The following is a 22,937-nucleotide window of genomic DNA, read 5'->3' as shown; positions in this document are numbered from 1 at the left end:
TCCCAACCCCTGTTTCCTCGCGATAGTCCGAAATACCGGTCACCTTGCTTCATCCGCGCCGATCAGCATGAACATAAGAACTAATGAAATAAGTTGCTCGCACAGGCGGCCGGCGGCATCAGTATGCTGGACCAATGACTACCAAGGCTTCACCTATATTTAGACTCCTCACGAACAAAACCTAGTCGTTCCAGCAACTGCATTGATCTTTCAACAGCGTCGCTATCATCAAATACATCCTCATCGCATGACACCATCCATTCAATGTCGCTCGATGCTTTGACTTGTTCACTGGGCACGCGAACTTCTGAAACCTTGAATGACATGCCTTTGGATCTCTGGCCTATCTCCAAGCTGCCGCCAATCGACAAGTAGTCATTCAACTGGGGAGTTCTAGACAGATCGACCGTTCCAGTCGCAAACCCGGCATGCCTGCCATCGGCCATCTTGAAATCGACAAAGACATAGCACTTCATTTTTCAGGCATACCCAGAATTCGAATGGCTATGAGGTAGATTCAGAGATCAAGAATATCCGACCGCTACCTCCATCTCTATTTCCTCCAAAAATTTAGCTGAAAATTTCCCTCCAACCACCGGACCACCTCAATCGCTTGCTCATCGCTCTCTAGGATGAGGTGCTCCATGTTCAACAACACGGCTACGGGCGATGTCTTGCTTGGGTAAATGATCCGGCTTTCGACCCTTAGCATGAGTGCATCTGCTGAAGCCCCTTGAGGACTCGCACCAAAATCAATGCTATCCCCTACTTGAGGATCGAAAGGAAGAGCAAGGCTCCCTTCACATTGCCCGTAGTAAGCGGAGTTGACGAAGATATTTATAAGAACTCGAGCGTCCAATCTTAGCCCCTTGATAAATTAGGCTAAGGTGCTTCACCCATGGACCTAAAAGCGTGAAGCCTAGCCAAGATGTAGTACCCAAAATCAGCCAGATCCTTCTCGTCAAACTCCATTCGGTCGAACCTCTTCTCGTCGATCTCTTTGAGCGTGATGGGCTCGCGCTGCTGCCATGATCTTGGCTGACCTGGGAACTCCTCAAGATCGTCCATGCTGATGAACATCCCCCTATCCTGAACTGTTAGACGCACAAGAACGCCACGCGTTGTTTTACTTGACTTCATTACTTACCCCACGGTGGCAGTGGCGCATCTATTCCTTCATTCCGACCGCTGAGACAGTTGCCTTATCTCAGCATTGCTTGTTGCTGGAAAACAGCAAATGCTATAGGCCACTTTTTCCAGACATAAGCCATACCTTACGAAAAGTACTCTGGCTCCTATTTTTCGATATCGTCTATCCAGAGAGTGCGTCAGCCTTTAGCTTTTGGAACTCTTCGTATACTCGCGGTGAAACGTCATCTTCATCTAAGAAAGTAAACCTAAAACATGACATTAGACGTTCATTTGTTCCAGCAAGAACAACCAGATCATCCATACATTCTTCACCATGATGGACGATGACTTCCTCTAAAACGCCCGCCCCAAGCGCCCCCACGACTTTCTCCGATGAGTCTATTTTCAGAATTTCGGTGACGATATGAATCAGCTTGCCTGGCTCACTGTATGCCAATTCAAATAACTCATCGACAGCCCAACTCAAGTCATCGTATTCCCGACTTTCAACATCGAACTTCTGAGCCAGAACCCAAGCATCAATCAACTTATTCATCGTCTTGTCGCCCAGTACCATGCATCGGGTGGAATCTGGCATCTGTTTGCCAATGCCTCGTTAAGAAGTTTCCTGAGATGTGCCTGCCTTCCCCTAAGCTGCTCCCAATGCGTATCTTGATCGATCTTTCCAACATTTTCGCGTAGCTGCCTAAACCGTCTTGCCACGCCATTTTTTGCAATATTTATCCGCCGTACAAGCTCGGCACAGCGCTCTTCATTGGCGTCGCATGTGTTGTTTAGTTTGTCACCTATTGTCTGTTCAAGTTGACTAAGGGTTCCCAAGCCCGACATCTGATACAGCCACTGCCCTAGTCTCTCGTCAAGCGGCACCTCCACCGTCGGCTTTGCTTGCGGCTGCCTCTGGGGCCAGCTTGGCCAACTTCCGCCTGAGGAACCCGACGACAGCCCCGAACCATCTGGGCTGTTTGGGTTATATGCCCCTCCCATCGCTCCCATGGAACCGGTCGCTCCAGAACCTGCCATGGATGAAGACTGGAGGCCAAGTGGGTCAACCATCGTCAATGGACGACCATGTACATAGCCGTACGAACTTATCCCCCCAGACAAACCAATCGGATCACTCTCCGCGTATCGGCCCGTGCTGGCGTCATAGTCCCTGAAGTAGTTCTGGTTGAGCGCTGAGGCCGCGTCATACCGCTGCCCCGGGAACCGCATGTCCAGCACGAAGGGAATGCCATCCCCATCCGGGTCCTGTTGCGGGGCGGTGCTGCCGAAGGCTTCGCCCTTCAGGTCCCAGGTCCACACCGGTACATTGCGGGCCGCTTCAATCACCACACGCGGGCTGCCCAGGTGGTCGGGCTGGAGGTAGTGGAGCTGCTGGCCGTTGGCCAGCAGGCCTACCGGCAGGTCGTCCATCCACAGGGCCTGCTGGACGGGCACGCCGGTGTCGTCATAGTCGCCCAGCCAGTGGCCGGCTTCGTCATAGACGGTGTAGGTGTTGGTGGTGCCCAGATAGCGCCGCACCTGCTCGCCGCGGCCGTTGTAGGCGTACTGCCGGGTGGTCGCGCCGGACTGCTGCACCCCGCTCATCCGGTTGGCGTCGTTGTAGGCGAAGCCACGGGTTCCGCCGATGGCGGTGGTGTTGCCGACCGCGTCATAGGTCCGGGGGACACCGGCCACGTCCGTCAGGCGATGGCTGGTCGTCGGGTACGTGTAGGCCGAGGTGCCCGCCGCCGTGGTGTGGGCGGTACGGTTGCCGGTGGCGTCGTAGGCATAGACGTCGATGGCGGCCTGGGTCGGGCCGTCCTCGGTGCGGGTCAGCCGGCCCAGGGCGTCGTAACCGAAGCGGATGGCCGGATTCGCCACGCCTTGCGCGCTGCCCAATTGGGTCAGGTTGCCCACCGCGTCATAACCAAAGCCCAGCGACAGGCCGCCGGTGTTGGGGTCTTCGACGGTGAGCGGGCGGTAGTCCTGGTCCAGGGTGCGGCTCAAGGTGCGGCCGTTGCCGTAGGTCCAGCCAGCGACTGGGCCGAAGGGGTGGTAGGTGGCCTGGTTCAGCAGCACCTGCCGCGGCTGGCCGCTGCGGGTGACGCCCACTTCGGTCACCTGTCCCTGCGCGTTGCGGCCGTAGTCCACCGTGGTGCCGTCCGGGTAGACCATGGCTTGCAGATTCCCGCCTAGGGTGTACGCGTAGCGGACCACGAAGCTCACCCCGTTCGTGGTCTGGACCTTGCGCACCAGATGACCAAAGCGGTTGTAGCAGTAGCGGGTGCTGCCGCTGGCATCGTCCATCCCGCTCAGCCGGCCCACGCCGAAGGTCTCCCCCGCTTCGCACGCGGTCGGCACCGTGTCGTAGGTGTAGCTGACGTTGAGGGCGACGTCCGGGTAATTCACCGCCGTCAGCCGGTTCAGGACGTCATGGGCGTAAGTCGTGGTGACCCCGCGTGCATCGGTCTGGCTGGCACGGTTGCCGGCGCTGTCGTAGGTGTAGGTGGTGGTGCCGGTGTCCGGGCTCTGCAACTGGGTCAGGTCGCCCAGTCCGTTGTAGGTGTAGGTGGTGTCCAGCCCCTTGGGGTCGGTCACCTTGGTCAGGTTATCCAGCGCGTCGTACTGGAACTTGGTCTCGGCGGCGATGCCGCCCACGTCCTGCAAGGTACGCGCCAGCCGGTTGAGCGGGTCGTGGTCGTGGTCGGTCACCCGGCCCAGTGCGTCCGTCACCGTGTTGGCGTTGCCGTTGGCGTCGTAGGTGAAGTCGGTCGGGTTGGCCTGCGCATCGGCCTGGGTCGCCAGTTGGCCCAGCTGGTTGTAGATGCGGCTCAGCGTTCGCTTGAGCACACCGCCCACATCCTTGGTCTCCTCGGCGATGCGGTTGCCGGCATTGTCCAGGACGTAGTGAATCGTGTTGCCGGCGTTGTCGCTGATGTCGGTCAGGCGATGGGCCGCGTCGTAGGTGTAAAGCGTGAAGGCGCCATCGGGCTGGGTGACCTGCTTCACCAGCCCAGTCGGCCAATACGCCACGCGGGTAATGGCGTCATCGGTCTCGACCGTGTCATTCGTGCCACGCACCTTGCTGGCAGTCAGCCAGCCACGCGGGTGGTACTCGTAGTCGGTGATGACGCCATTGGGGTCCTTGACTGACAACGGACGGCCGGCACCGTCATAGGCAAAGAACTCGGAAAACTGCCCAACAACGTTGTGCACTTTCCAGACATCACCTTTCTTGAAGGCGCACGCGCTCGGTATCCCTCCGCATCCGGGAGCATCGTTCAAGTGATAGGACACCTGCCGGAGCATCTTTCGGACGTTTCCACTGGAATAAAATTCCGAGAGCAAGGGTCCCATCGACGCGCAGGCTCCATTGGTCACGTCTGTTTCTGTGCAGTACACATACTCCGTCTGCCTGACCCCCGCAGGGGCCGCGCTGGCGGTTCCGCAAACATAGCTTGACGCCCCTGCTACCAGCGGGTCGTATTCACAGACGAACCCGGGAGAACCAGAGGTTGCGTATACGAAATCACGGCGACGACTGAGGATGTAGCCACTCGCATTCCGACCGTATGTCTCACTCTTGGTTATCCGAAAAAGACTGTCATACGCTAGATTCTGGACCCTCTCCTGCGGTTTTCCCACTGCGACCGCAATTCTGTTCACGAGATTTCTGTAGTAGCCGTAATCGGCTCTTGTCCCCGCTCTGTCCGTTTCAGAAGCAACGAATCCGCTGACGGTGTAGTCCCTCGTGACATTCCCTGTACTGGTAGCAACAGAGCGCACCCGGGGAAACTGAGCGGCCTCAAACCCCAACACCTGTGTTTCCTTGCCATCGGTCTCGACCTGTACGGAAGTCGCCGAGGTGTAACTAATCTTTACTTTCTCCACCAGTCCATCGCCTGCATGCAGCGAACTATCCGTCACCCATCCATTCGGGTTATAGGCAAAGGTTCCGTATCTACGGCCGTCCTCTGATTCAATTCCGGTTAGAAGATGCGAAAAATCCTGACCCGCGCCCAGACCACTCTCGTTGTAGGAATACTTCTTGACGCTACCGCCATAATCCACTTCACTGAGATTCCCTTGATTGTCATAGCGATAGAGTACGGATGCTCCATCCGGAAGCACGATCTCGCTCAGCCTATCGTTTTCATACGAAAAGACAGCCCTTCTCCCCGAAGAAGAAACCAGCTCTGACACCCGCCCATCAACATAGTTGATGTAGACGTCACTCTCGGAGCGCAATGGATTTCGTATCGAGACGAGGCGGTTCCCCATATCGAAGGTCTTTACATCCCCATTCGCCTTTCTAAGCGTGTATCGAACACCGCCGTTATTGACAAACGTGAGGATTGCATCGTTCTCGCCGCCAAAGGTTGAGTGCCCTCCCGCACTCAATGAAAGCGTAGGATCGAAGTAACCATCCTCCGTAATGTGGTAAGGCGCAGCACCTGCCACATCTACCATCCGCTCCTCGTACACATGCGACCATCCCTTGGAAAGTGAATTGGAACTTATCATTGCGAGCGAATGATAGTTCCGATAGAACGGCCTGCCTGCGAATACAAAATCCTCTTCTCGCCGGGATTTGTCCCCCGTCAATGGGTGACATGGATTTGCCGTTCCACAGGTTTTCACTTGGCTCACCCAGACCGATATGCTTTCCTGTCCGAGATTCGAGCGACAGAACTTCGTCTGTTCATAACCCATCGAAGGGATCGAAATACCGCCTGGATAGATGGGACCAAACCCAGTTGGGCATCGAAAGTGTTGACCTATATCGATAGAAGCAAATTTGTCCTTCAGCTCCCCATTACAGCTGACGACATACATGGTTCGATAGAAGTTTGACCACGGCGGCTCCAAGAAATGGCTGCCCCATGTCCCAGTCCCAAACGCATGTTGAAAGCGAAGGAAGCCAAACGTGCCGGAACCTGTTTTACGAACTGTGTATTCGGGGACTTCCTGCCGCTGCCCCACTCCAGACCCCGGTGAACTTATCAATTGACACGACCCGACCTCCCTCGCTTCCGAAAGCGTCCAATAAGCAGCAATCGCGGATGCTTCCGAAGAACAGTAATTAGTCAGAACGGGATCGTCTGTAGTACAGCCAGGCTGCTGTGTAAGCCCCTCTAGCTTCGGAACCGCATAGACCTTGTTATAAAAATGCTCTGGCGGCTGATCAGGATAGGTGTAGTAAATCCACTTTTTCCCATTGTAATAAGGCGTCTCTTCCTTCTTGACCAATAGACCTCCATGCAGAGCCGAGGCACGCATGGCGGCCTCGGCTTCTGGCAAGGAGGGATAGCAGACATTCTTATAGCAGTAGTTGTTTCCTACTGCCTTGGAGATCTGGGGAGCAATGCAGCCAACAAGTGCGAGGGCCAGCAGGAGTAACTTGCGCATGAGGTCCTTCTCTTCTGTTGAATTATTCGGTAGCGCATCAGGACCGTCCGCCTGGCATTGATGGCGTCGCCAAACGGTTAGGCTTTCTAACCACGGTCGAGGCACAGAATACCCGCTGGCACGCCTCAGCGCATTTCCACCACTTCCACTCCTTCCAGTCCTGCAGCAAGGTGTGGGCGTCATCCTAGGTAAGGGTGCCAGTTTTTTATGTTCACCCCGATGCGGCTCGATTAACCGATGCCTTCCTTTACTTTCATCAACTTAGTTCGTGTTACTCCATCTCGCTAGTAGGGTCCAAGTTGTCTTTGCCAAAAAAACCCGGCTTGCGCCGGGTCCAAGGGGATCGTGGGGAAACTCAGAACCGATAGGTCGCGCCCACATACAGCAGGCGGCCGATGCTGTCGTAGAGGGCGGAGCCGGTGCCGGAGCCGAAGTAGTTGAGCGGTGGGTTGCGGTTGAAGACGTTGTCGATGCCGAGATAGGTGCTGACGTCCGCCTTGGCGAATCGGTAGCCGACCTGCATGTTGTGGACGGCGTGGGACGCGTTTCGGATCGGTCGGGCTGATCCTGGGTTGCTCTCGTAACTGGATGGCCTGACGCGCAGGTTCCGGTGCACGAAGTTCACGTCCCAGGAGCCGCGCCAGTTGCCGCGGTTGTACTTGGCCTGGAGGTTGGCGCGCCAGCGGGGCGAGGTGATCGAGTCGACGTACTCCTCGAACTCGTCCGGGAAGTCCTGGAAGCTCCATTCGCGGTGCTGCAGCATCCGGGTGCCGGTGAAGCGCACGACCGCATCGCCCTCGAACAGGCCGAAGCGGTAGTCCATCTCCACATCGATGCCCTCCCGGCGCGACTTCGCCATGTTCTCGTTGATGCCCGTCCAGCTCGTGATGCTGTAGGCGGGGAAGTCGTTGCCCTTGGCATCCGTATACCCACCCACCGGGGCGCGGGTGATGAACGAGCAGAACTTGTTGTCGATGCCGCTGGGCGAATCCACGCAGCGGGTGGCGTTGGTCTGTCCGGTGACACGCCCGATGGCGTCTTCCAGGGTAACGCGCCAGTAATCCACGGACATGCCGAATCCTTCCAGGAATTCGGGCTGCCAGACAAACCCGAACGACAGGCTCTCCGCGGTTTCCGGCTGCAGCTTCGGATTGCCGCCGCTGATGCCCGGCCGGGTGGCGCTGAAGCTGTCGACCCAACCCACCGGAATACCCAGTGCCGAACAGTTCGCCCGCCGCAGCGCCGGATCCTTGGCCGTGTCGGGCCGGTTCGAGTTGACCTGGTTGTAGTTGCAGGGATCGGCGATGAACGCGTAGTTCTCCATCTGCCCGCTGTAAAGCTCGCCGATGGAAGGCACGCGGACGGCGCGGGCCTTGGTGGCACGGAAGCGCAGCGAAGGCAGGACGGTCCAGTCGATGCCCACGTTCCAGGTGGTCGTGGATCCCATGTTGCTGTAGTCGGAATAGCGTCCCGCCAGATCCAGAGCCAATCGCTCCACGCCGGGCAGGTCAGCCAGCAGCGGAACAGTGGTCTCGGCAAAGACCTCCTTGACCGCGTACTCGCCACCCTGACTGGGAATGGCGTTGAGGAAGGTCAAACCAAGCGCCGACAACGGATCGGTATTCTCGCGGCTGGTCTCCTTGCGGTACTCGACGCCACCGGCAAAGCCGACATCGCCCGCCGGCAGCGTGAACAGGGTGCTGTTGGCCACCGAGGCGGTGAACACCCGTTGCTCCAGCTTGGAACTGTTCAAGGAGTTGGTGTTGAACCAGTTTGCGGCTTCCTGGCTGACCGCGCCATGGCCGAAGACGCTGAAAGGCACGCAACCGGTGCGGGCGAGCGGCGAATAGACCGCGCCGGTGTGCGGATTGATCGCTGACGGATCGAGCGTGGTCCGACAGACCAGGTTGCCGTTTCCGTCGCGGGCCACGTCCAGTCCCGCCTGCCAGCGCTCGTTGATACGGTTGTTCAAGTTGACTCGATCAATCGTCGTCTGGCCGAAGTTGACGGACGCCTCGTACGTCCAGTCCTTGCCCAGAAAGCCTTCCACGCCAAAAACGGCTCGCACGGTCTGGCGGTCGACCTCCTCGCCCCGGCGTCCCGCGTCGAGGTTGAAACGGTTCAACGACAGCAGGCTGACGCCGTGCTGGTCCATCAACGCGCCGAGCTCGGCGGATACCAGCGGGTTCTGGCGCCGGATGCGGATGGGCTGGTCGAAGCTGGATTGCCCGAGGTAGTGGGACTCGGTCTTGCTGTACTTGCCTTCGAAGAACAGCCGGTGCGCGTCATTCAGATCGAAGTTGATGACCGTATTGAAGCTGGTCCGGTCGAACGCCGGCTGGAGATTCGCCACGGCATCCAGATCAAGGAAGTCGCAATCCACGCACGATGAATTGCTGGTCACCACCCCGTCGTAGCGGTTGGGACGGAAGGTCCCGTCGGGATTGAACAGGTAGCGGTTGCCATAGGTGGCCGGGTCCCGGAAGTCGAAACGCCCCAGGGTGAAGGTGCCGCCGTTGGACAGCGAATGCAGGCCACCGGGTCCCTGATACAGGTTCTGCGGGTTGTCCTGGGTGGGCGGCCGCGACGGGTCGTAGTTGGGATTGGGCACGGTGATGAGGTATTCACGCCCGATCTTGCGATCGCCACGTCCGAACCGATCCTGCTTGCTGTATTCCAGCGAGAAGGCAGCCGAACCCCGGTCATCCGCGAAGTTGCGCCCGGCCGAGAAGCTGACGAAAGAGCGGTTGAAACTCCCCTCTTCGGCCGCGCCATGCTGGCCGCGAAGCTCGAAACCGTCGAAGGACTTCTTCATGATGAAGTTGACCACGCCGGCCACCGCATCGGCACCGTAGACCGCCGAAGCGCCGCCCGTGATGACCTCGACCCGCTCAATCCATTCCACCGGAATCGTGTTGGTGTCCACCGCGGTCGAGCCCGGGCTGGAACCGACATGACGCCGACCGTTCACCAGCACCAGCGTGCGCGAGGTTCCCATGCCACGAAGATCCAGCAGGCCCAGTCCTGCCGTACCGATGAAGCGCGTGGAGTTGCCCAGCGTGTAGGTGGGCGTCAACTGCGGCATCCGGGCCATCAGATCACCGATGTTGGTCGCGCCCAGTGCCCGGATTTCCTCCGCGCTGATCGCCATCACCGGCGATGAGGTGACGAAGCCCACGCGCTGGATGCGCGAACCGGTGACCGTCACCTTGTCGAGGTCGGTGGTTTCGCTGGCCGGTGGTGATTCGGACTCCTGGGCGATGGCGGCAACCGGAACGCACGCGGCCAAGGCCAGCAGTACCGCTCCCCGGAGTGGGTGGTGTTTGAACCTGGATTGGTTACGGACTTGCATGACTCCCCTCTGTCGTTTGCAGAAAAACGGTCCGCGTGCGCGAACGCGCGACGCGGACCGGCAACGACCATAGGAAGAGAAAGATTCAGTTGCAAGTATTTGATTTCAAAGTATTTAATCTCACATTCTCGCGAACAGGATTCAGACTCAAAGCTTGCGCGGTCCTGTAGAGAGCATGCTGCACCATGGGCTCATTGTTAGCGCTAGAAAGCTAAAAACTCGTGAGGCACAAGCCAGCGCCAAGTATCCACATCGCCCTAGGCAAGAGTCGTACTATTCAAGCATCCGGATTAGGCTAGTTGCCGCATAGGATACTGCGGTGGGTACAAGTCTATGAATCAAATTCGTCCGAATAATTTCATTCATCACCAATGAGGAACTTGAGCGTTATGTCAATGGATGGCTTCTCACGTAAGGCCACAGAATCTCCCCAAGAAAAGGAAGGCCTGTACGCTCTTCGCTTCATTGTTCCGCTGTCCTTCGCGGCTCTTGTGGTGGTTTTCTTTTATCGATGGCGATTTGGCGCTTACCTTGCTGGCGATCAGAACATCTGGGGTTCTTTCGGCGATTACTTTGGTGGCCTCATGAATCCCATGATCGGATTCATTACCGTCATTCTTGTTCTTCGCACACTGCAGATCACTCGAAAGGAGTCAGAAGACAATCGTCGCGAACTAGCCCTTCAACGACTTGAGCTTGGCCGGCAGACAGAGGAAGCTATAAATCAAACTCGGATAACAGAGAAACAGCTGGCGATAGCGTTGAAGAACGAGGAACTTCGGGATATTCAGAAGTGTCTCGATTCTGTCGTTTTTCGCATTGAAGAACTTTTGAAGACACCGGTACGGCATGGTCTTCATATCGGCCTGCAACATGGCGGAAACTCCGTCAGAGTTGAAAACACCTTCACGTCTAGGCATGAAGTACTAACCGAAAGAAATATTGTTAGCTTGATATCCAATGCGGTCGAAATGAACAAACGGATGGGCGGCAAGTCTGGCTCATACGCAATGACACGCACTCAGTGGATAACCGAGTTCAGCCCGGTTATTTCACTCACTCGAGAGCTCGCCTACTACTGCTCAATATATGTTGATCTTTATGGTGACTCTTGGGTTCTTCAATACTATAAACGTCGAACTTTCCCGATTGCGTTTACACTTTCGCTCTTGGACCTTGTGCCGCAACCCGTATTGCTAGCACTCACACCATCTACTTTGCCGGAAGAGTTTAGGGGTGAGGGAGAAGATTGATATCGAGATATCCGGCCACTACGCCCTTTAACATTCGTGTGGCCGCAGTTAGGCGAACAGGATTTTATTGCCAGTTCTTTACTCATAAACCCTAAAAGTAACAACAAAAGTCTGGCCATAAGTCTCAGACTTCACAAACCTTGTGTTGATCTCACGGGCTGTCCGGACCGGCCCTCAGTAAGCCGAACCACCCGCCTGGGTGGAACTCAGCACACCGGCTTCGGCCGTGACCGTGTAGGTGGCTCCACCGACCGGCGCCCAGGTGACCAGATCGAAGCCATCGCCGGCGGCAATGCGTGCGACGCCGATGTTGCGGTAGGTCAGCGGTTGCTTGGCCGAGCACACCTGCGGCAATCCCGGCGCTTGCAGGAAGTACACCTTGCCGGTGCCGACCACGCTGGCATAGCCGCCGTTGGCGACCAGCAAGGCGGTCGCTTCATCGACGGCGATGCCACGCGGCGCGGAGCTCCAGCCATTGGCCGCCACGCGGCACAGGAAGGCGAGGTTGCGGCCCATGCGGTCACGGGCGGCGAAGTGGGGGTCGCCGATGATGCCCTGCAGCGTCGACACCGCGGCGAAGTCGCGGTCGAAGGTCAGGTAGCGATTGAACGGATCCGCCAGGGCCTGACTGCTGGTCGCGCCCTGGCTGGCGTTCGCGCTGTAGACGAACTGGGTGAGCACGTTGAGGCCGGCGCTCGTGCCGCCCACCGGCACGCCCTGCGCGATGCGCGCGTTGAGCGTGGACTGCACCGGCGTGCCCTTCCAGAAATTGATGTAGTTGGACTGATCGCCGCCGGCAATCCACACCACCTCCGCCTTGGCGATGATGGCCGCGACGTCCGCATGGTTCGCCGCCGTCGCGTCCGGAATGATCAGCGTGGCGACCGAGTTCGCGTTCGGGCACAGGCCCTGCACGTACGGGTTGTAGGCATCGGCGCCGGTGGCGCGGATGATCAGGAAATCCCCGTTGCCGCCCCGGTTGCAAAGCCACTGGAAGGCGGCATCCACATCGCTGCCGCCGCCCATCAGGACGGTGCCGGACGTGGTGGCCGGCGAGACATCGCTCGCACTGCCGACGCGGACATACGTGTAAGGCGGGGCCTTGCCGGCCATCGCGGAAGTAGCCAGGACCGAAGCGAACAGGAACAGCAGCAGACTGCGCATGGAACACCTCATCGTTGGGTGACAAAAACCCAGACGAGCCAGTTGTCCCAATCCCCCACGCACCGCGACAGGCGGTCGCGTGCGGGCGCCAGGCCCGAAACCCCTCTTACGCCCGTACCCTGGCTCTCCAGGACAGGCCCTGCCCCGTCAACGCATGCCAGGGCGGAACACATCGCCCTGGCATGACCGTCGCCCGGTGCTAGCGCATCGCGCGCTTGCGCTTCAGCACCTTTCGCTCGGACCCATCGCCGGCCTCGGGTGGCCGGACCGATATCCACTCCGACTGGCTCATGATCCGATCCACCTGGCGCTCCATGTTCTCGAAGCTCGCATACCAACGGTGAATCGCCATGGTCGGCTCGTTGTCCTCGTCGCCACCACACGCGGCGCTGAGACAGCTCATCAGATTGAGCTGGTTGCGCAACTGCTTCAGCTCGTAGATCGCGGCTTCGGAAAAGAAATAGCCCGTGCGTGGCAACGGGGTTGCGGGGGCATCAGAACTCATCGGCGGTACTCCAGTCCGTGGGGAAAGAACCCCGTTCGCTGAAGCGCAAACGGGGATGTCGGGAGGCTAGAAAACCGCGTAACGTCGGCGGGCGTATTCCCTCAAGAAGAGGTGTTTTATTAGCCGCCCTCCCGACGCAGATCTGACATGCGTCGGAGTACCGATATGGTGCTGGTACCAATGAGAGTCACCTAAAACTTCATCAGCGACTCTACGTTACGAAGGAGTTTCTAGACTCCAGAGGCGAGTCTGCCTTCGCTATCGAGCATGTTCAATGCTTTGGCGTTCAATGTTAGTGGAGTGACTCTCTCGTCCTGCAACTCTTGTTTTGTTTGTTGCAACGCTTGCTAGTGTGGTTCCGGCAATCGACCCTCATCACTTCATATATCTCATACAACGGCTAGTTCCCGAGACGTGAAAATCCGTTGCTAATGGGTTGTGCAGGGGTGGTCGAACGCACACATGTCTCGCAGGATATTCGACGCTCGCGACCGAAGCGATGAACAGGAAAGTTACTCAGATAAGGATGCGTTCCATGCTGAAAGCGAGTTTCCATATACCAAATGGAAAGCCTTCGCCCGGATACCTTCTCAATTTGTCGAAATCACTTTCTACCATCGGTGCACGTTTGATCCCGGATCTGTCTCGCTTCCATCACCTGCCACCCCGGAACATGCGCGCTCATCAACGCTTTAAAGACCCGCCCATGAGTTGCATAGCGCAGGTGCAGCAACTCGTGAACGATCACGTAGTCCTGGAATTTTGGCGGCTGGTCGAGGAGATCACAGGCCAACGTGACTATCCCCGACGAAGAGCAGGATCCCCACTTTCGACGCATTTCCTGCACTCGAACTACCCGAGGATTTACCTTTAGCTTTAGCGCCCACGCCATTGCGCGACGTTTCAGTTCTTGCTCTGGGTAAATGGGTGACTTCATCCGTCCGAATCCTCGATCAGCAATCCGAGTACTAGATCGACGGTGCGCGCACGTTTCTCGGGCGGCAATCCAAGCAATGGCTTGTAAATCGCCGCGCGCAAGCGGCGCTGCTCGTCGGGATTGACCTGAGCATTGGGGAAACGGCCCAACAGTTCCTCGATGTCCTTCGCCAGCGCCATTGTGTCCAAGCCAGCCGCCTTGACCGCAGCGTCCTCACGCAGCACCCAGAACACGCCGAAGGCCCGCGCCGAAAGGCCGCTGTCGCGCGCCTCCTTCATCGCGGCATCCTTCTCTGCCGCCAGCGCCGCAAGCTGATCCATCGCGGCAAGGCCCGTGGTCTTGCGCTCCTCTAGGTCTTTCAGGATGCGTTCGGCGCGTTCCTTCAACGGCTGCAACACCGGCGCGGCTGCGGCATCGTCGTCGATTTCCTTCTGCAAGCCACGCACGAGGTTGAACACCTTGCCCTCGTCCGAACCCTTGTCGCCGCGCAAAGATTGCAACGTCGCCACATCGAAGGTCACGCTCTTAGTCAGCCGCCCCAAGCCCTGCTGCTCGGCACTTTCCTCGATGAGCCGCCGCGTCTTGTAAGCCAAATCGGCGACGAAGCCAACCTTCTCCGCGTAGGCATTGCGCACCGCCGCGTAAAGCTGGCTCAACTGCTTGTAGCTGGCGATGTGATCCCGCAGTTCCGGCGAGGGCGAGAGGATTTCCCACAGCGCCTCGATTTCCTTGTACTGCTCGAAGAAGGTCTTGCGCGCTTCCGGTTCGAGGAAACGACCGAACACCAGCTTTTCCAACCGCTCGTCCGGTGCACCGTCCACGTTGGCATCGAGGTATTCCTGCTTGGCCTGCGCGATGCGTTGCAGGAAGTCCTGCAACAGGACGTCCAAGTCCTCGATCACGCCACCCACGTCGCTGGAGTCGAATTGCAGCGCCTTCTTCAGCTCACGCAATACGCCGACGAAGTCCACTACCAGTCCGACTCGCTTCTGCACACCGTTAGCGTCCACATAGGGCCGGTTCACGCGCGCGATAGATTGCAGCAGCACGTGGTCGCGCATGGGCTTGTCGAGATAAAGGCAGTAAAGCGGCGGCGCGTCGTAGCCGGTGAGCAGCTTGTCGGTGACGATCAGGATTTTCGGGTCTTCGGCTGGCTTCTTGAACAGCAAGCGCACTTGCTCTTCGGCTTCGTCGGAAAGCTGGAGCTTCGCCACCAGCGGGCGATCGATCACGTCCGCCGCGTTCGGCGTATAGACCGGCGCACTCCACTCCGGCGGCAGAAGTTTGTCCAGCGCCTGCTTGTACTTGGCGCAGGCTTCGCGGTTGACCGCGACGACAAACGCCTTGTAACCCAATGGCAGCACGTTTTCCTGGAAGTTCTCTGCGATGAAAGCCGCTACCTTTTCGATGCGGTCGTCAGCGGTGAGAAAGGTGCGCAAGCCTACGGCGCGGTCGAGCACCTTGTTAAGCTCCTCTACATCGGTGACGCCTTCGGCCTCCGCCAGGGCAAAGAATTCCTTGTCCAACCGCTCCGCAGGGACGGTCATCTCGCTGGGGGCCATCACATGCTTAATGGGCAGTGTGGTCTCGTCGGCGATGCTTTCGGCAATCGAATACTTGTCGAGATAGCCGGTGTCGTCCTGAGTACCGAAAATCTTGAACGTGCCCTCGCCCTGGGCGCTGTGGGCGATAGGCGTGCCGGTGAACCCGATGATGGTGGCCTCGGGCAAGGCCGCCATCAGGTACGTGCCCAGGTCCTTGGCCACGGAGCGATGCGCCTCGTCGATGAAGACGTAGACGTTTTCGCGCTGGTTGCTGTTTTTGCGGACCTCCTCGAACTTGTGAATCATCGAGATGATCAGGCCGCGGAAGTCAGCGTCCAGTAGGGCCTGCAGTTCCGCCTTATTGTTTGCGCGCCGGACAGCGATGTCCTGCTGCTGCATTTCGCCCAGCAAGCGCTCGACCCAGCCCTTTAGCTGGCCTTCCAGTTCGGTGCGATCTACCACCAGCAGAACGGTGGCATTGTCGAAGCGGGCCTTATCCTCCAGGATCAAGCGCGCGGCCGTTAGCAGAGTGAACGTCTTGCCAGAGCCCTGGGTGTGCCAAATGAGGCCGCGGTTCTTGGCGGGATCGGCGCAGCGGTCGAGGATGGCATCAATGGCGCGGCGCTGGTGTTGGCGCAGCACGGACTTGCGGGTTTCGCCGTCCTGCACATAGAACAGAATCCAATGCTGCAGGGTGCGCAGGAAGTCGGTCGGTTCGAAGAACGCCTGGACCGCGAAGCGGTAGGTTTCCTCCGGCGCCTGCTTCCAGCGTGCCATGTCGCGCCGGGTAGCATTCCAGGTCACGCCATACCAATAGTCCAGCAGATGAGTGACGTTGAACAACTGGGTTGTTGCCAGCAGCTCCGGTGTTTCGATCTCGTAGCGGCGCAGTTGCTTTATGGCGCGCTCGATGGCGCTCCCGTCTTTCGGGTTCTTGTGCTCGACGATAACCACGGGGATGCCGTTGATCACAAACATCACGTCGGCGCGGTTGCCCTTGGATCGTGCAGGCGGCTTTATCTTCCACTCCCAAGTAACGTGGAATTCATTCGCGGCCGGATGACCGAAGTCGATTAGCGTGACGGGACGGTGCCGCTTTTCCTCCTCGTCGTACCAGGAGCGCTCTCCACGCAACCAGGAGAGCAATTCGCGGTTGCCGTCGATAGTCGCCGGGAAGGCGTCCAAGGTTTCGACGATCGTCCGAACAGCATCTGGCGTCAGCCAGGGATTGAAGGCGGCGAGCTTGGCTTCAAGCACGTCGCGGAAAAAGGTGCCCGCATCGCCACCGCGCTTGGCGCGGGCGTCCCCAGGTGTGATCGGCGTCCAACCGACTTCGACGGCATGCTTGACCATCGGAAACTGCACGGTGCCCGCTTCGCTGATTTTCAAGGGCCTGCTCATGCCGCGACCTCCGTGGCTTGCGATTCTGTCAGTGTCGACAGATCCAGGTCGGCGACACGAATCTCGCCGTTCATCAGCTTGCGCAGCAGGGCCTGGAACAGTTCTTCGAGCACGGCGCGCTTTTGCCGGTGCAAGGCGATCTTGCGGTCTAGGGCGTCGAGGATGGCGACGATTTCGCGCTGTTCGTCGAGCGTGGGAGGCAGCGGGAACGGTAGGTCTTTCAGGAACACGCAGGTCAATGCGCCTTTCGTGCTGCCACCGCCTGATGCCACCTGCCGAAGATTGTCGTATTGGGTTTCGAGGTAGCCCCGGACGAACCCCGGCACTGCTCGCTCGATGTCGGTCTGAACGTACGCGACGTGTTGGCTGATGGTGGCTTCGATGTTGAGAACTGCGCAATGGCCAAGGGTCTTGCCCTGACCGGTAATCGCCATTAATACAGCGCCTGGTTTGACCCTCGGCAGATGGCATTCTTCCAATGCCGTTTCGGTGACGAACTGGTCTGCCTGCTCAATCTCGCGGTCATAGACCTTGGCACTCGTCAGCCACGGAAACTTGCCGCCAACCCAATATGCTGGAACCGTCCGCTTGGGTGTCGAGCCATTGCCAATCTTGCCAAGTGAGCCGAGTGACACAACCTCCCAATTTTGCGGCATCAGCCCGATCTCGGTTTCCTTCTGCGCCTCGCCACGCAGGCCGCGTGTGAACAGCTGGGTCATGGCGGCACGCTTAAGCTCTTCCGCGCTCTCAATTGCCGATTCGTACGTAATAAGCAAGTCGTTTACGTCCCACAGCAATCGCGCGATGGCCGCCTGCTCCCGATCATCGTGGCGAGGCAACTCGAATTGAGCGAGATGGCTCCACGACGTACGCGGATGGTGTGCCCCTGTTACGCCGGACATGGCGTGCTCAATAAAAGCGGGAGCGTGAACCGCACAGGCCAAGTACCGAGGGTCGACGCCGGGCTTGGCACGGAACACCAAAAGTTCCGTCGTGCATACACCATCGCCATCCGCAAGCACGGCTTTATCCAAGTAGGGACGGAGCTTGCCGTACAGCACATCATTACGCTGAAAGGCGAACTTGTGACTTTGCACGTCGGCGGCACGTCCAGATCCGATGGTTCTCATACGTCCTGGAGCCAAGTGCTCTAGTCCGAGATACGTCGCTTCCGGAATGTCGTTTGGATTCCGTTGAACGGAAACTAGGTCGCAAAGCTGGCCGAAAGCCGCAGAGTCACCGGTAGTCATGCCAATGCTCCGAGTTTCATGAGCGCGGCTTGCAAATCGGCCTCAAGCGCCTTCTCTGCAACGAGGCAGTCCTGAAAATTCTTCAACAACTTTCCCAAGTCCTTGGCATCGCCTTCGCCGCCATTTGACACCCATCGGCTCGGACTTAGGTTGTAGTCCGCGTCCTCCGCCTGCTGTGTGGTGATGACCGCAACTTCACCCTCCACCACCTCGCCATTGAGGTAAGCCGCCGCTAGAAGCTTGATGTCTTCCTCTGGCAAATAGTTCTTAGGCCGGCCCTTACGGAAGTGCTTGCTGGCGTTGAGCAGCGTGATCCTTCCCTTGCGAGCCATCGGCTTTCGCTTGTTCAGTACCACGATCACGCCTGCCGCCGTGGTGTTGTAGAACAAGTTCTCGGGCAGCAGGATCACACCGTCGATCAGGTCGTTGTCGACGAACCACCTGCGGATGTTGCGCTCCTTGTCCTCGTTCTTGCTACCGGAGCCGCGCGTCACCGCACCAGTGTCCAGCACCACCGCCGCACGACCATCTGCAGACAGGCAAGCCAGCGTGTGCTGCAGCCAGGCCCAGTCGCCCTTGCCGCTGGTGATGCCACCAGCCGTCTGGAAGCGGTCGAACGGGTCGTTCTTGAACAAGTCCTGCGCGAACGGCTGGTTCCACATCGGGTTGGCCACCACGATGTCGTGCCCACGAATCTTCCCGCTGGCATCGCGGAACTTGGGATTGATCATGGTGTCGCCGCGCGCCAGCTCCACCTCCATGTCATGGATGATGGCGTTCATGCGCGCCACTGCGAAGCTTTCGGCCTGCAGCTCCTGGCCGCTGAGCTTGACCGGGACGCGACTGGTTGGATCGAGTTCGCGCGCCACGAGCTGCAGCTTGATGAGCAGGCCCGCCGAGCCGCACGCATAGTCGTGGCAGGTTTCGCCAGGGCGCGGGCGCAGAATGTGCGCCATCAAGAAGCCCACCTCGGTCGGGGTGAAGAACTCGCCAGCGCTCTGACCCGAGCCTTCGGCAAACTTGCGTAGCAGATATTCGTAGGCACGGCCCAGGAAGTCCGGCTGCACATCGGCCAGGCCGAGGCGATAGCGCGGGTCGGAGAAAGTCTCGACCACACCCCGCAACTTGGCGGGGTTGATATCGCGCTCGCCATTGCGCTCCGCCGCGAAGTCCACCACATCGATGACACCCGAGAGGTCGGGGTTCTGTTTGACCACAGCGCGCACCGCCTTGGTCAGGTGCTCGCCAATGTCGCGTGGGGCCGTGGGGCGACCTTTGTCGTCCACCGGCCAGTTGTAGGTTTCGCGTCCGCTGATCACCGTCCAGCGCGCTTCGGGCGGCAAGTAGAACCGCAGCAGCGAGTGATCCGTTTCGGCGATTTCCAGCGCAGTGGCCTTGTCACCGTACTCTTCGGCTAGGCGCGCAATTTCGTCATCGAACACGTCTGACAAGCGCTTCAGGAACAAGAGCGGGAGCAGGTAGTCCTTGAATTTGGCGGCGTCCTTCTCCCCCCGAATGGAGCAAGCCGCGTCCCAGAGCATCTGCTCCATCGACTTGGTCGAGGGCACCACACCGGCACGGGTACGCGTGCGGCGTGCCAAAGCGGGGACGGCACCAGCCTCGGCTGCCTCCCCCTCTTCGACTCCAGCCTCCCAGGCCAGCGCAGCAATAGCCGCTGCCTGAGCGCGCTGGGGCTTGCTTGTCCCGCCTTCCCAGCGGTTCACTGTGGCGAAGGAAACACCAAGCCGGTCGGCAAGCTGTTCCTGAGTCAGGTCGAGCTTGGCCCGGATGGCGCGGAGGATGTGGGCGGTCGCGGCTTTATTTGTCATATTTGATATATTTGACATATAGCAAATTATTGTCAAGCCTTTCGCACATTCTTGAAATAGCCTCAGCGAGCTGCTCAGTCCCACCGGCGACCACTCTGTCGTAAGTGGCTGATTTCTTGAGCCACTCAGATCAACCCCCACCCCCACGCTGCGTCGTCGCCGCCTCCACCAGCGGATACCCACTGAACGGCTTGACCTCGTCCATCAGGAAGTAGGAGACGATCTTCTCCACGCCGTAGTCGCCGCCGAGCAGCAGGCGGGCGATGTCTTTCCAGTGGTGCACGTCGTTGACGATGACCCGCAGCAGGTAGTCGTACGCGCCTGAAATCCGGCAGGCCTCCACCACCTCGGGCATGGCCAGGATGCGGCGGTCGAATTCGGTGAATTCTTCCAGCGCGTGCTGCTTGAACGAGACCTGGGCCAGCACGACGGTCGCGGAGCGGATGCGGTCCACCGCCACGTGGGCCCGGTAGCCGCGGATGAGTCCCTTGGCCTCCAGCGTGCGCACGCGGGCCAGGCAGGCGCTGGGCGAGAGCGCGACCCGCTCGGCCAGGGCCTGGTTGGTGATGCGCGCGTCCTGCTGCAGCACATCCAGGATCTTCAGGTCGATGCGGTCCGGCGTTTTGGCGGTCATGGCTGTCCGGCGGTTGGGGGGTGCCGCAGGTTGTTCACCATTTGGCGGTCCTCGCCGCAGATTCTGCATATTTTTTGCGGGAGACCAACCACATCTACGGCATTCCGCACAGCAGCATCATTTGAATCAATCAGTTATGGAAACCCTGGCGTCCGTTGATTCTGCTGGACAGCGGTGGCCTTTTTCACTTTCACTCGGGTCAGCCATGTTGGCCGAGGCGCGAAAGCCGCCGGCGGCCCTTTCCATCGCCATCCCGGGGAACCGTGTCATGTCATCGCATCCGCGTCTTCGCAAGCTCACCCGCGCCATCCGTTTCGGTTGCTGTTTCGGCCTGATGGCCAGTACGCCTGCCTGGGGACAGGACGCGGCGCCACAGACGGACCCGGACGTCGCCACCAACCTGGAAACCGTGGTGGTCACCGCCGGCAAGTTGAACGAGTCCGTCCGCGAGATTGCCGGTTCGGTCTCGGCGGTCACCGACCAGCAGTTGCAGGACCTGGGTGCGCAGTCGTTGGCCGACTACATCCAGCGCACCCCCGGCGTGGTGTTCAACAGTTACCAGCCCGGCGTGTCCCATGTGGTGATGCGCGGCATCGCCACCAGTTCGGGCAATGTGCAGGGCCAGCCGACCACGGGCTACTTTCTCAACGAGGTGCCGCTGACCGAGCCGGGTTGGACCATCGCCATTCCCGATGTGGATGCCTTCGACCTCAACCGCGTCGAGGTGCTGCGCGGGCCGCAGGGCACGCTGTTCGGATCGGCGTCGATGGGCGGCGCGGTCAACTACGTGGCCAACGTGGCCGATGCCAGCGGGTTTGACGCCTCCGCCGAGCTCACCGTCAGCCAGACCAAGAACGCCGACGTGGGCTTTGCCGCCAAGGCGATGGTGAACGTGCCGCTCAAGGAGGACCTGCTGGCGGTGCGCGCGGTGGCGCAGTACCGCGATGCGCCGGGCTTTCTGGACAACATCGGTACGGGCCGGAAAGGCGCCAATGACAGCACGCTGGAGGGAGGCCGCCTGTCGGTGGTGCTCACTCCGAGCGAAGCGACCACCCTGACCTGGCTGAGCCTGTTGCAGAACAGCGACAGCGACGACAACAGCTACCGGATCGTTGGCCTCGGTGACCTAGAGCGCAACACCGCGCTGCCGGAATTCACCAATACCAAGATTGCCGTGCACAGCCTGCGGCTCGACCAGGATCTCGGCTTTGCGGATCTGACGGCGCTGCTGGCGCACCAGAAGAAACAGCAGGACTGGCGGTTCGACTACACGCCCATCCGTGCGGCCTACAACGCCGACCTGGGCCTGGATCTGAGCACGCCGCTGTACATCGTGTCCGGCGGCGAAAGCCGGGGCAAGAGCATCGAACTGCGTCTGGCGTCCAAGCCGGGCGGCCGCGTGGACTGGCTGATCGGCGGCATGTACTTCGACTCGGACAAGGATCTGTACGAGCGCATCGGCGCCGAAGGCGCGGCGGGGGCGTTCGACCGGTCGCCGCTGTTCGGGCCGGGCAGCGGCGCGGTCATCGCGCCGGACGGGCAGATATTCAACAGTTACTTCACCGATCTCGCCGGCTCGGAGGCCGCGCTTTTTGGCGAGGCCAGCTTCCATTTCAATGCGCAATGGAAGCTCACCGCCGGCGGCCGCCTGTTCCGCAACAAGGTGCAAACGACCAGCACCCAGGTCGGCTTCTCGACCTATCCCGGCAACCCGATCATTTCCCGGCAGCAGACCGAGGAGGACGGCTTCAATCCGAAGGTGGCGCTGACCTGGCAACCCAGCGCCGATGTGATGGTCTATGGCCTGGTCTCTGAGGGTTTTCGCTTTGGTGAGCCGAACACCGCCGGCCTCAGCGCGTATCCGGTGCCGTCGGGTTCCAAGAGCGACAGCCTGATCAACTATGAACTCGGTACGCGCACCACATGGGCCGATGGCCGTCTTCTGCTGGACGCGACGCTGTTCTACGTGGACTGGAAGGACATCCAGCTGCGCCTGCAGACGCCGGACCTGTTCAACTACGCGAGCAATGGCGGCAAGGCCTACAGCCGCGGCATCGAGGTGGCGGCCACCTGGCGTCCGACCGATGCCTTCGAATGGCAGGGTTCGGCGACCTGGCAGCGCGCGCGGCTGGACGAGGATCTGTTCATCCTCTACTACGGCACCGCGCCGGCCGGCTCGCAATTGCCGGGTTCGGCCGACTGGACGGTCAGCAATCTGCTGAGCTACCACTTCGACACGCGCTTCTCGCCGACGATTTCGCTGTCGCACCAGTATGTCGGCGGCGGCATCAGCGACCTCAACTCCGCGGTGCCGGGCGTCACTCCGAATCGCCAGGGCAACTACAACCTGTTCGACCTGCGCTATCGGATGACCTTCGGCAACACCGAGGTGACCCTGTTCGGCAGCAACCTCACCGACAAGCGCGGCATTACCCGCACCGTGCCCGAGACCAATGGCATCGGCCAGGGCGTGGTGCGGCCGCGCACCTACGGCGTGACCGTGCATTGGCGCTACTGACGCGATG

Annotated in this window: 14 protein-coding genes; 2 read left to right on the top strand and 12 right to left on the bottom strand. The window is 59.5% G+C overall.

What is annotated here, in order from left to right; translation table 11 throughout:
• Positions 1-149: 149 nt before the first annotated feature.
• The 5 genes from FG323_RS13645 to FG323_RS13625 form a co-directional block, all read right to left on the bottom strand.
• Entirely contained in the window at positions 150-476 is a 327-nt protein-coding gene (locus tag FG323_RS13645) for a hypothetical protein (protein WP_141455210.1), read from the bottom strand.
• A gap of 406 nt (positions 477-882) precedes the next feature.
• The gene (locus tag FG323_RS13640) at positions 883-1,080 is read right to left on the bottom strand and encodes a hypothetical protein (RefSeq protein ID WP_141455209.1); all 198 of its coding nucleotides are present in this window, start codon (positions 1,078-1,080) and stop codon (positions 883-885) included.
• A gap of 232 nt (positions 1,081-1,312) precedes the next feature.
• Positions 1,313-1,687, bottom strand: a complete 375-nt coding sequence (locus tag FG323_RS13635; RefSeq protein WP_141455208.1) for a DUF6869 domain-containing protein — start codon at positions 1,685-1,687, stop codon at positions 1,313-1,315.
• Positions 1,684-6,543, bottom strand: a complete 4,860-nt coding sequence (locus FG323_RS13630) for an RHS repeat protein (protein WP_181444227.1) — start codon at positions 6,541-6,543, stop codon at positions 1,684-1,686. The genes FG323_RS13635 and FG323_RS13630 overlap by 4 nt, the downstream gene beginning before the upstream one ends.
• A 355-nt stretch (positions 6,544-6,898) precedes the next feature.
• The gene (locus FG323_RS13625; RefSeq protein ID WP_141455206.1) at positions 6,899-9,895 is read right to left on the bottom strand and encodes a TonB-dependent receptor; all 2,997 of its coding nucleotides are present in this window, start codon (positions 9,893-9,895) and stop codon (positions 6,899-6,901) included.
• A 389-nt stretch (positions 9,896-10,284) separates the two neighbouring features.
• On the opposite strand from FG323_RS13625, the gene FG323_RS13620 reads away from it, so the two are divergent.
• Complete coding sequence (locus FG323_RS13620) at positions 10,285-11,148, top strand: hypothetical protein (protein WP_141455205.1); 864 nt, start codon at positions 10,285-10,287, stop codon at positions 11,146-11,148.
• A 174-nt stretch (positions 11,149-11,322) separates the two neighbouring features.
• Here FG323_RS13620 and FG323_RS13615 read toward each other — a convergent pair whose 3' ends face one another.
• The 7 genes from FG323_RS13615 to FG323_RS13590 all read right to left on the bottom strand — a co-directional run bounded on the left by FG323_RS13615 (position 11,323) and on the right by FG323_RS13590 (position 20,412).
• Complete coding sequence (locus FG323_RS13615; RefSeq protein WP_181444226.1) at positions 11,323-12,312, bottom strand: cyanophycinase; 990 nt, start codon at positions 12,310-12,312, stop codon at positions 11,323-11,325.
• Between the two features lie 199 nt (positions 12,313-12,511).
• Positions 12,512-12,817, bottom strand: coding sequence for a hypothetical protein (locus tag FG323_RS19725; protein ID WP_181444225.1), 306 nt, complete (start codon positions 12,815-12,817; stop codon positions 12,512-12,514).
• Positions 12,818-13,421: 604 nt separating this feature from the next.
• Positions 13,422-13,709, bottom strand: coding sequence for a M48 family metallopeptidase (locus FG323_RS13610; protein ID WP_255431464.1), 288 nt, complete (start codon positions 13,707-13,709; stop codon positions 13,422-13,424).
• 41 nt (positions 13,710-13,750) lie between these two features.
• Positions 13,751-16,699, bottom strand: a complete 2,949-nt coding sequence (locus tag FG323_RS13605; protein ID WP_141455202.1) for an HsdR family type I site-specific deoxyribonuclease — start codon at positions 16,697-16,699, stop codon at positions 13,751-13,753.
• Positions 16,696-17,949, bottom strand: a complete 1,254-nt coding sequence (locus tag FG323_RS13600; protein ID WP_141455201.1) for a restriction endonuclease subunit S — start codon at positions 17,947-17,949, stop codon at positions 16,696-16,698. Before FG323_RS13600 ends, FG323_RS13605 begins: the two co-directional genes overlap by 4 nt.
• The gene (locus tag FG323_RS13595) at positions 17,946-19,778 is read right to left on the bottom strand and encodes an N-6 DNA methylase (RefSeq protein WP_141455200.1); all 1,833 of its coding nucleotides are present in this window, start codon (positions 19,776-19,778) and stop codon (positions 17,946-17,948) included. Before FG323_RS13595 ends, FG323_RS13600 begins: the two co-directional genes overlap by 4 nt.
• Positions 19,779-19,908: 130 nt before the next feature.
• Positions 19,909-20,412 carry an Lrp/AsnC family transcriptional regulator gene (locus FG323_RS13590; RefSeq protein ID WP_141455199.1) on the bottom strand — a complete coding sequence of 168 codons (504 nt, stop codon included), beginning with the start codon at positions 20,410-20,412 and terminating at the stop codon, positions 19,909-19,911.
• 268 nt (positions 20,413-20,680) lie between these two features.
• On the opposite strand from FG323_RS13590, the gene FG323_RS13585 reads away from it, so the two are divergent.
• Complete coding sequence (locus tag FG323_RS13585; protein ID WP_181444224.1) at positions 20,681-22,930, top strand: TonB-dependent receptor; 2,250 nt, start codon at positions 20,681-20,683, stop codon at positions 22,928-22,930.
• The last annotated feature ends 7 nt before the right edge of the window (positions 22,931-22,937 follow it).

The sequence above is a fragment of the Pseudoxanthomonas sp. z9 genome (genome assembly GCF_006542425.1).
Classification (GTDB): domain Bacteria; phylum Pseudomonadota; class Gammaproteobacteria; order Xanthomonadales; family Xanthomonadaceae; genus Pseudoxanthomonas_A.
This window is presented reverse-complemented; position numbering and strand designations above follow the sequence as displayed.

Coding starts and splice junctions, on each gene's coding strand:
- FG323_RS13645 (WP_141455210.1), bottom strand. CDS start 476: ATGAAGTGCTATGTCTTTGTCGATTTCAAGATGGCCGATGGCAGGCAT.
- FG323_RS13640 (WP_141455209.1), bottom strand. CDS start 1,080: ATGTTCATCAGCATGGACGATCTTGAGGAGTTCCCAGGTCAGCCAAGA.
- FG323_RS13635 (WP_141455208.1), bottom strand. CDS start 1,687: ATGAATAAGTTGATTGATGCTTGGGTTCTGGCTCAGAAGTTCGATGTT.
- FG323_RS13630 (WP_181444227.1), bottom strand. CDS start 6,543: ATGCGCAAGTTACTCCTGCTGGCCCTCGCACTTGTTGGCTGCATTGCT.
- FG323_RS13625 (WP_141455206.1), bottom strand. CDS start 9,895: ATGCAAGTCCGTAACCAATCCAGGTTCAAACACCACCCACTCCGGGGA.
- FG323_RS13620 (WP_141455205.1), top strand. CDS start 10,285: ATGTCAATGGATGGCTTCTCACGTAAGGCCACAGAATCTCCCCAAGAA.
- FG323_RS13615 (WP_181444226.1), bottom strand. CDS start 12,312: ATGCGCAGTCTGCTGCTGTTCCTGTTCGCTTCGGTCCTGGCTACTTCC.
- FG323_RS19725 (WP_181444225.1), bottom strand. CDS start 12,817: ATGAGTTCTGATGCCCCCGCAACCCCGTTGCCACGCACGGGCTATTTC.
- FG323_RS13610 (WP_255431464.1), bottom strand. CDS start 13,709: ATGGCGTGGGCGCTAAAGCTAAAGGTAAATCCTCGGGTAGTTCGAGTG.
- FG323_RS13605 (WP_141455202.1), bottom strand. CDS start 16,699: ATGAGCAGGCCCTTGAAAATCAGCGAAGCGGGCACCGTGCAGTTTCCG.
- FG323_RS13600 (WP_141455201.1), bottom strand. CDS start 17,949: ATGACTACCGGTGACTCTGCGGCTTTCGGCCAGCTTTGCGACCTAGTT.
- FG323_RS13595 (WP_141455200.1), bottom strand. CDS start 19,778: ATGACAAATAAAGCCGCGACCGCCCACATCCTCCGCGCCATCCGGGCC.
- FG323_RS13590 (WP_141455199.1), bottom strand. CDS start 20,412: ATGACCGCCAAAACGCCGGACCGCATCGACCTGAAGATCCTGGATGTG.
- FG323_RS13585 (WP_181444224.1), top strand. CDS start 20,681: ATGTCATCGCATCCGCGTCTTCGCAAGCTCACCCGCGCCATCCGTTTC.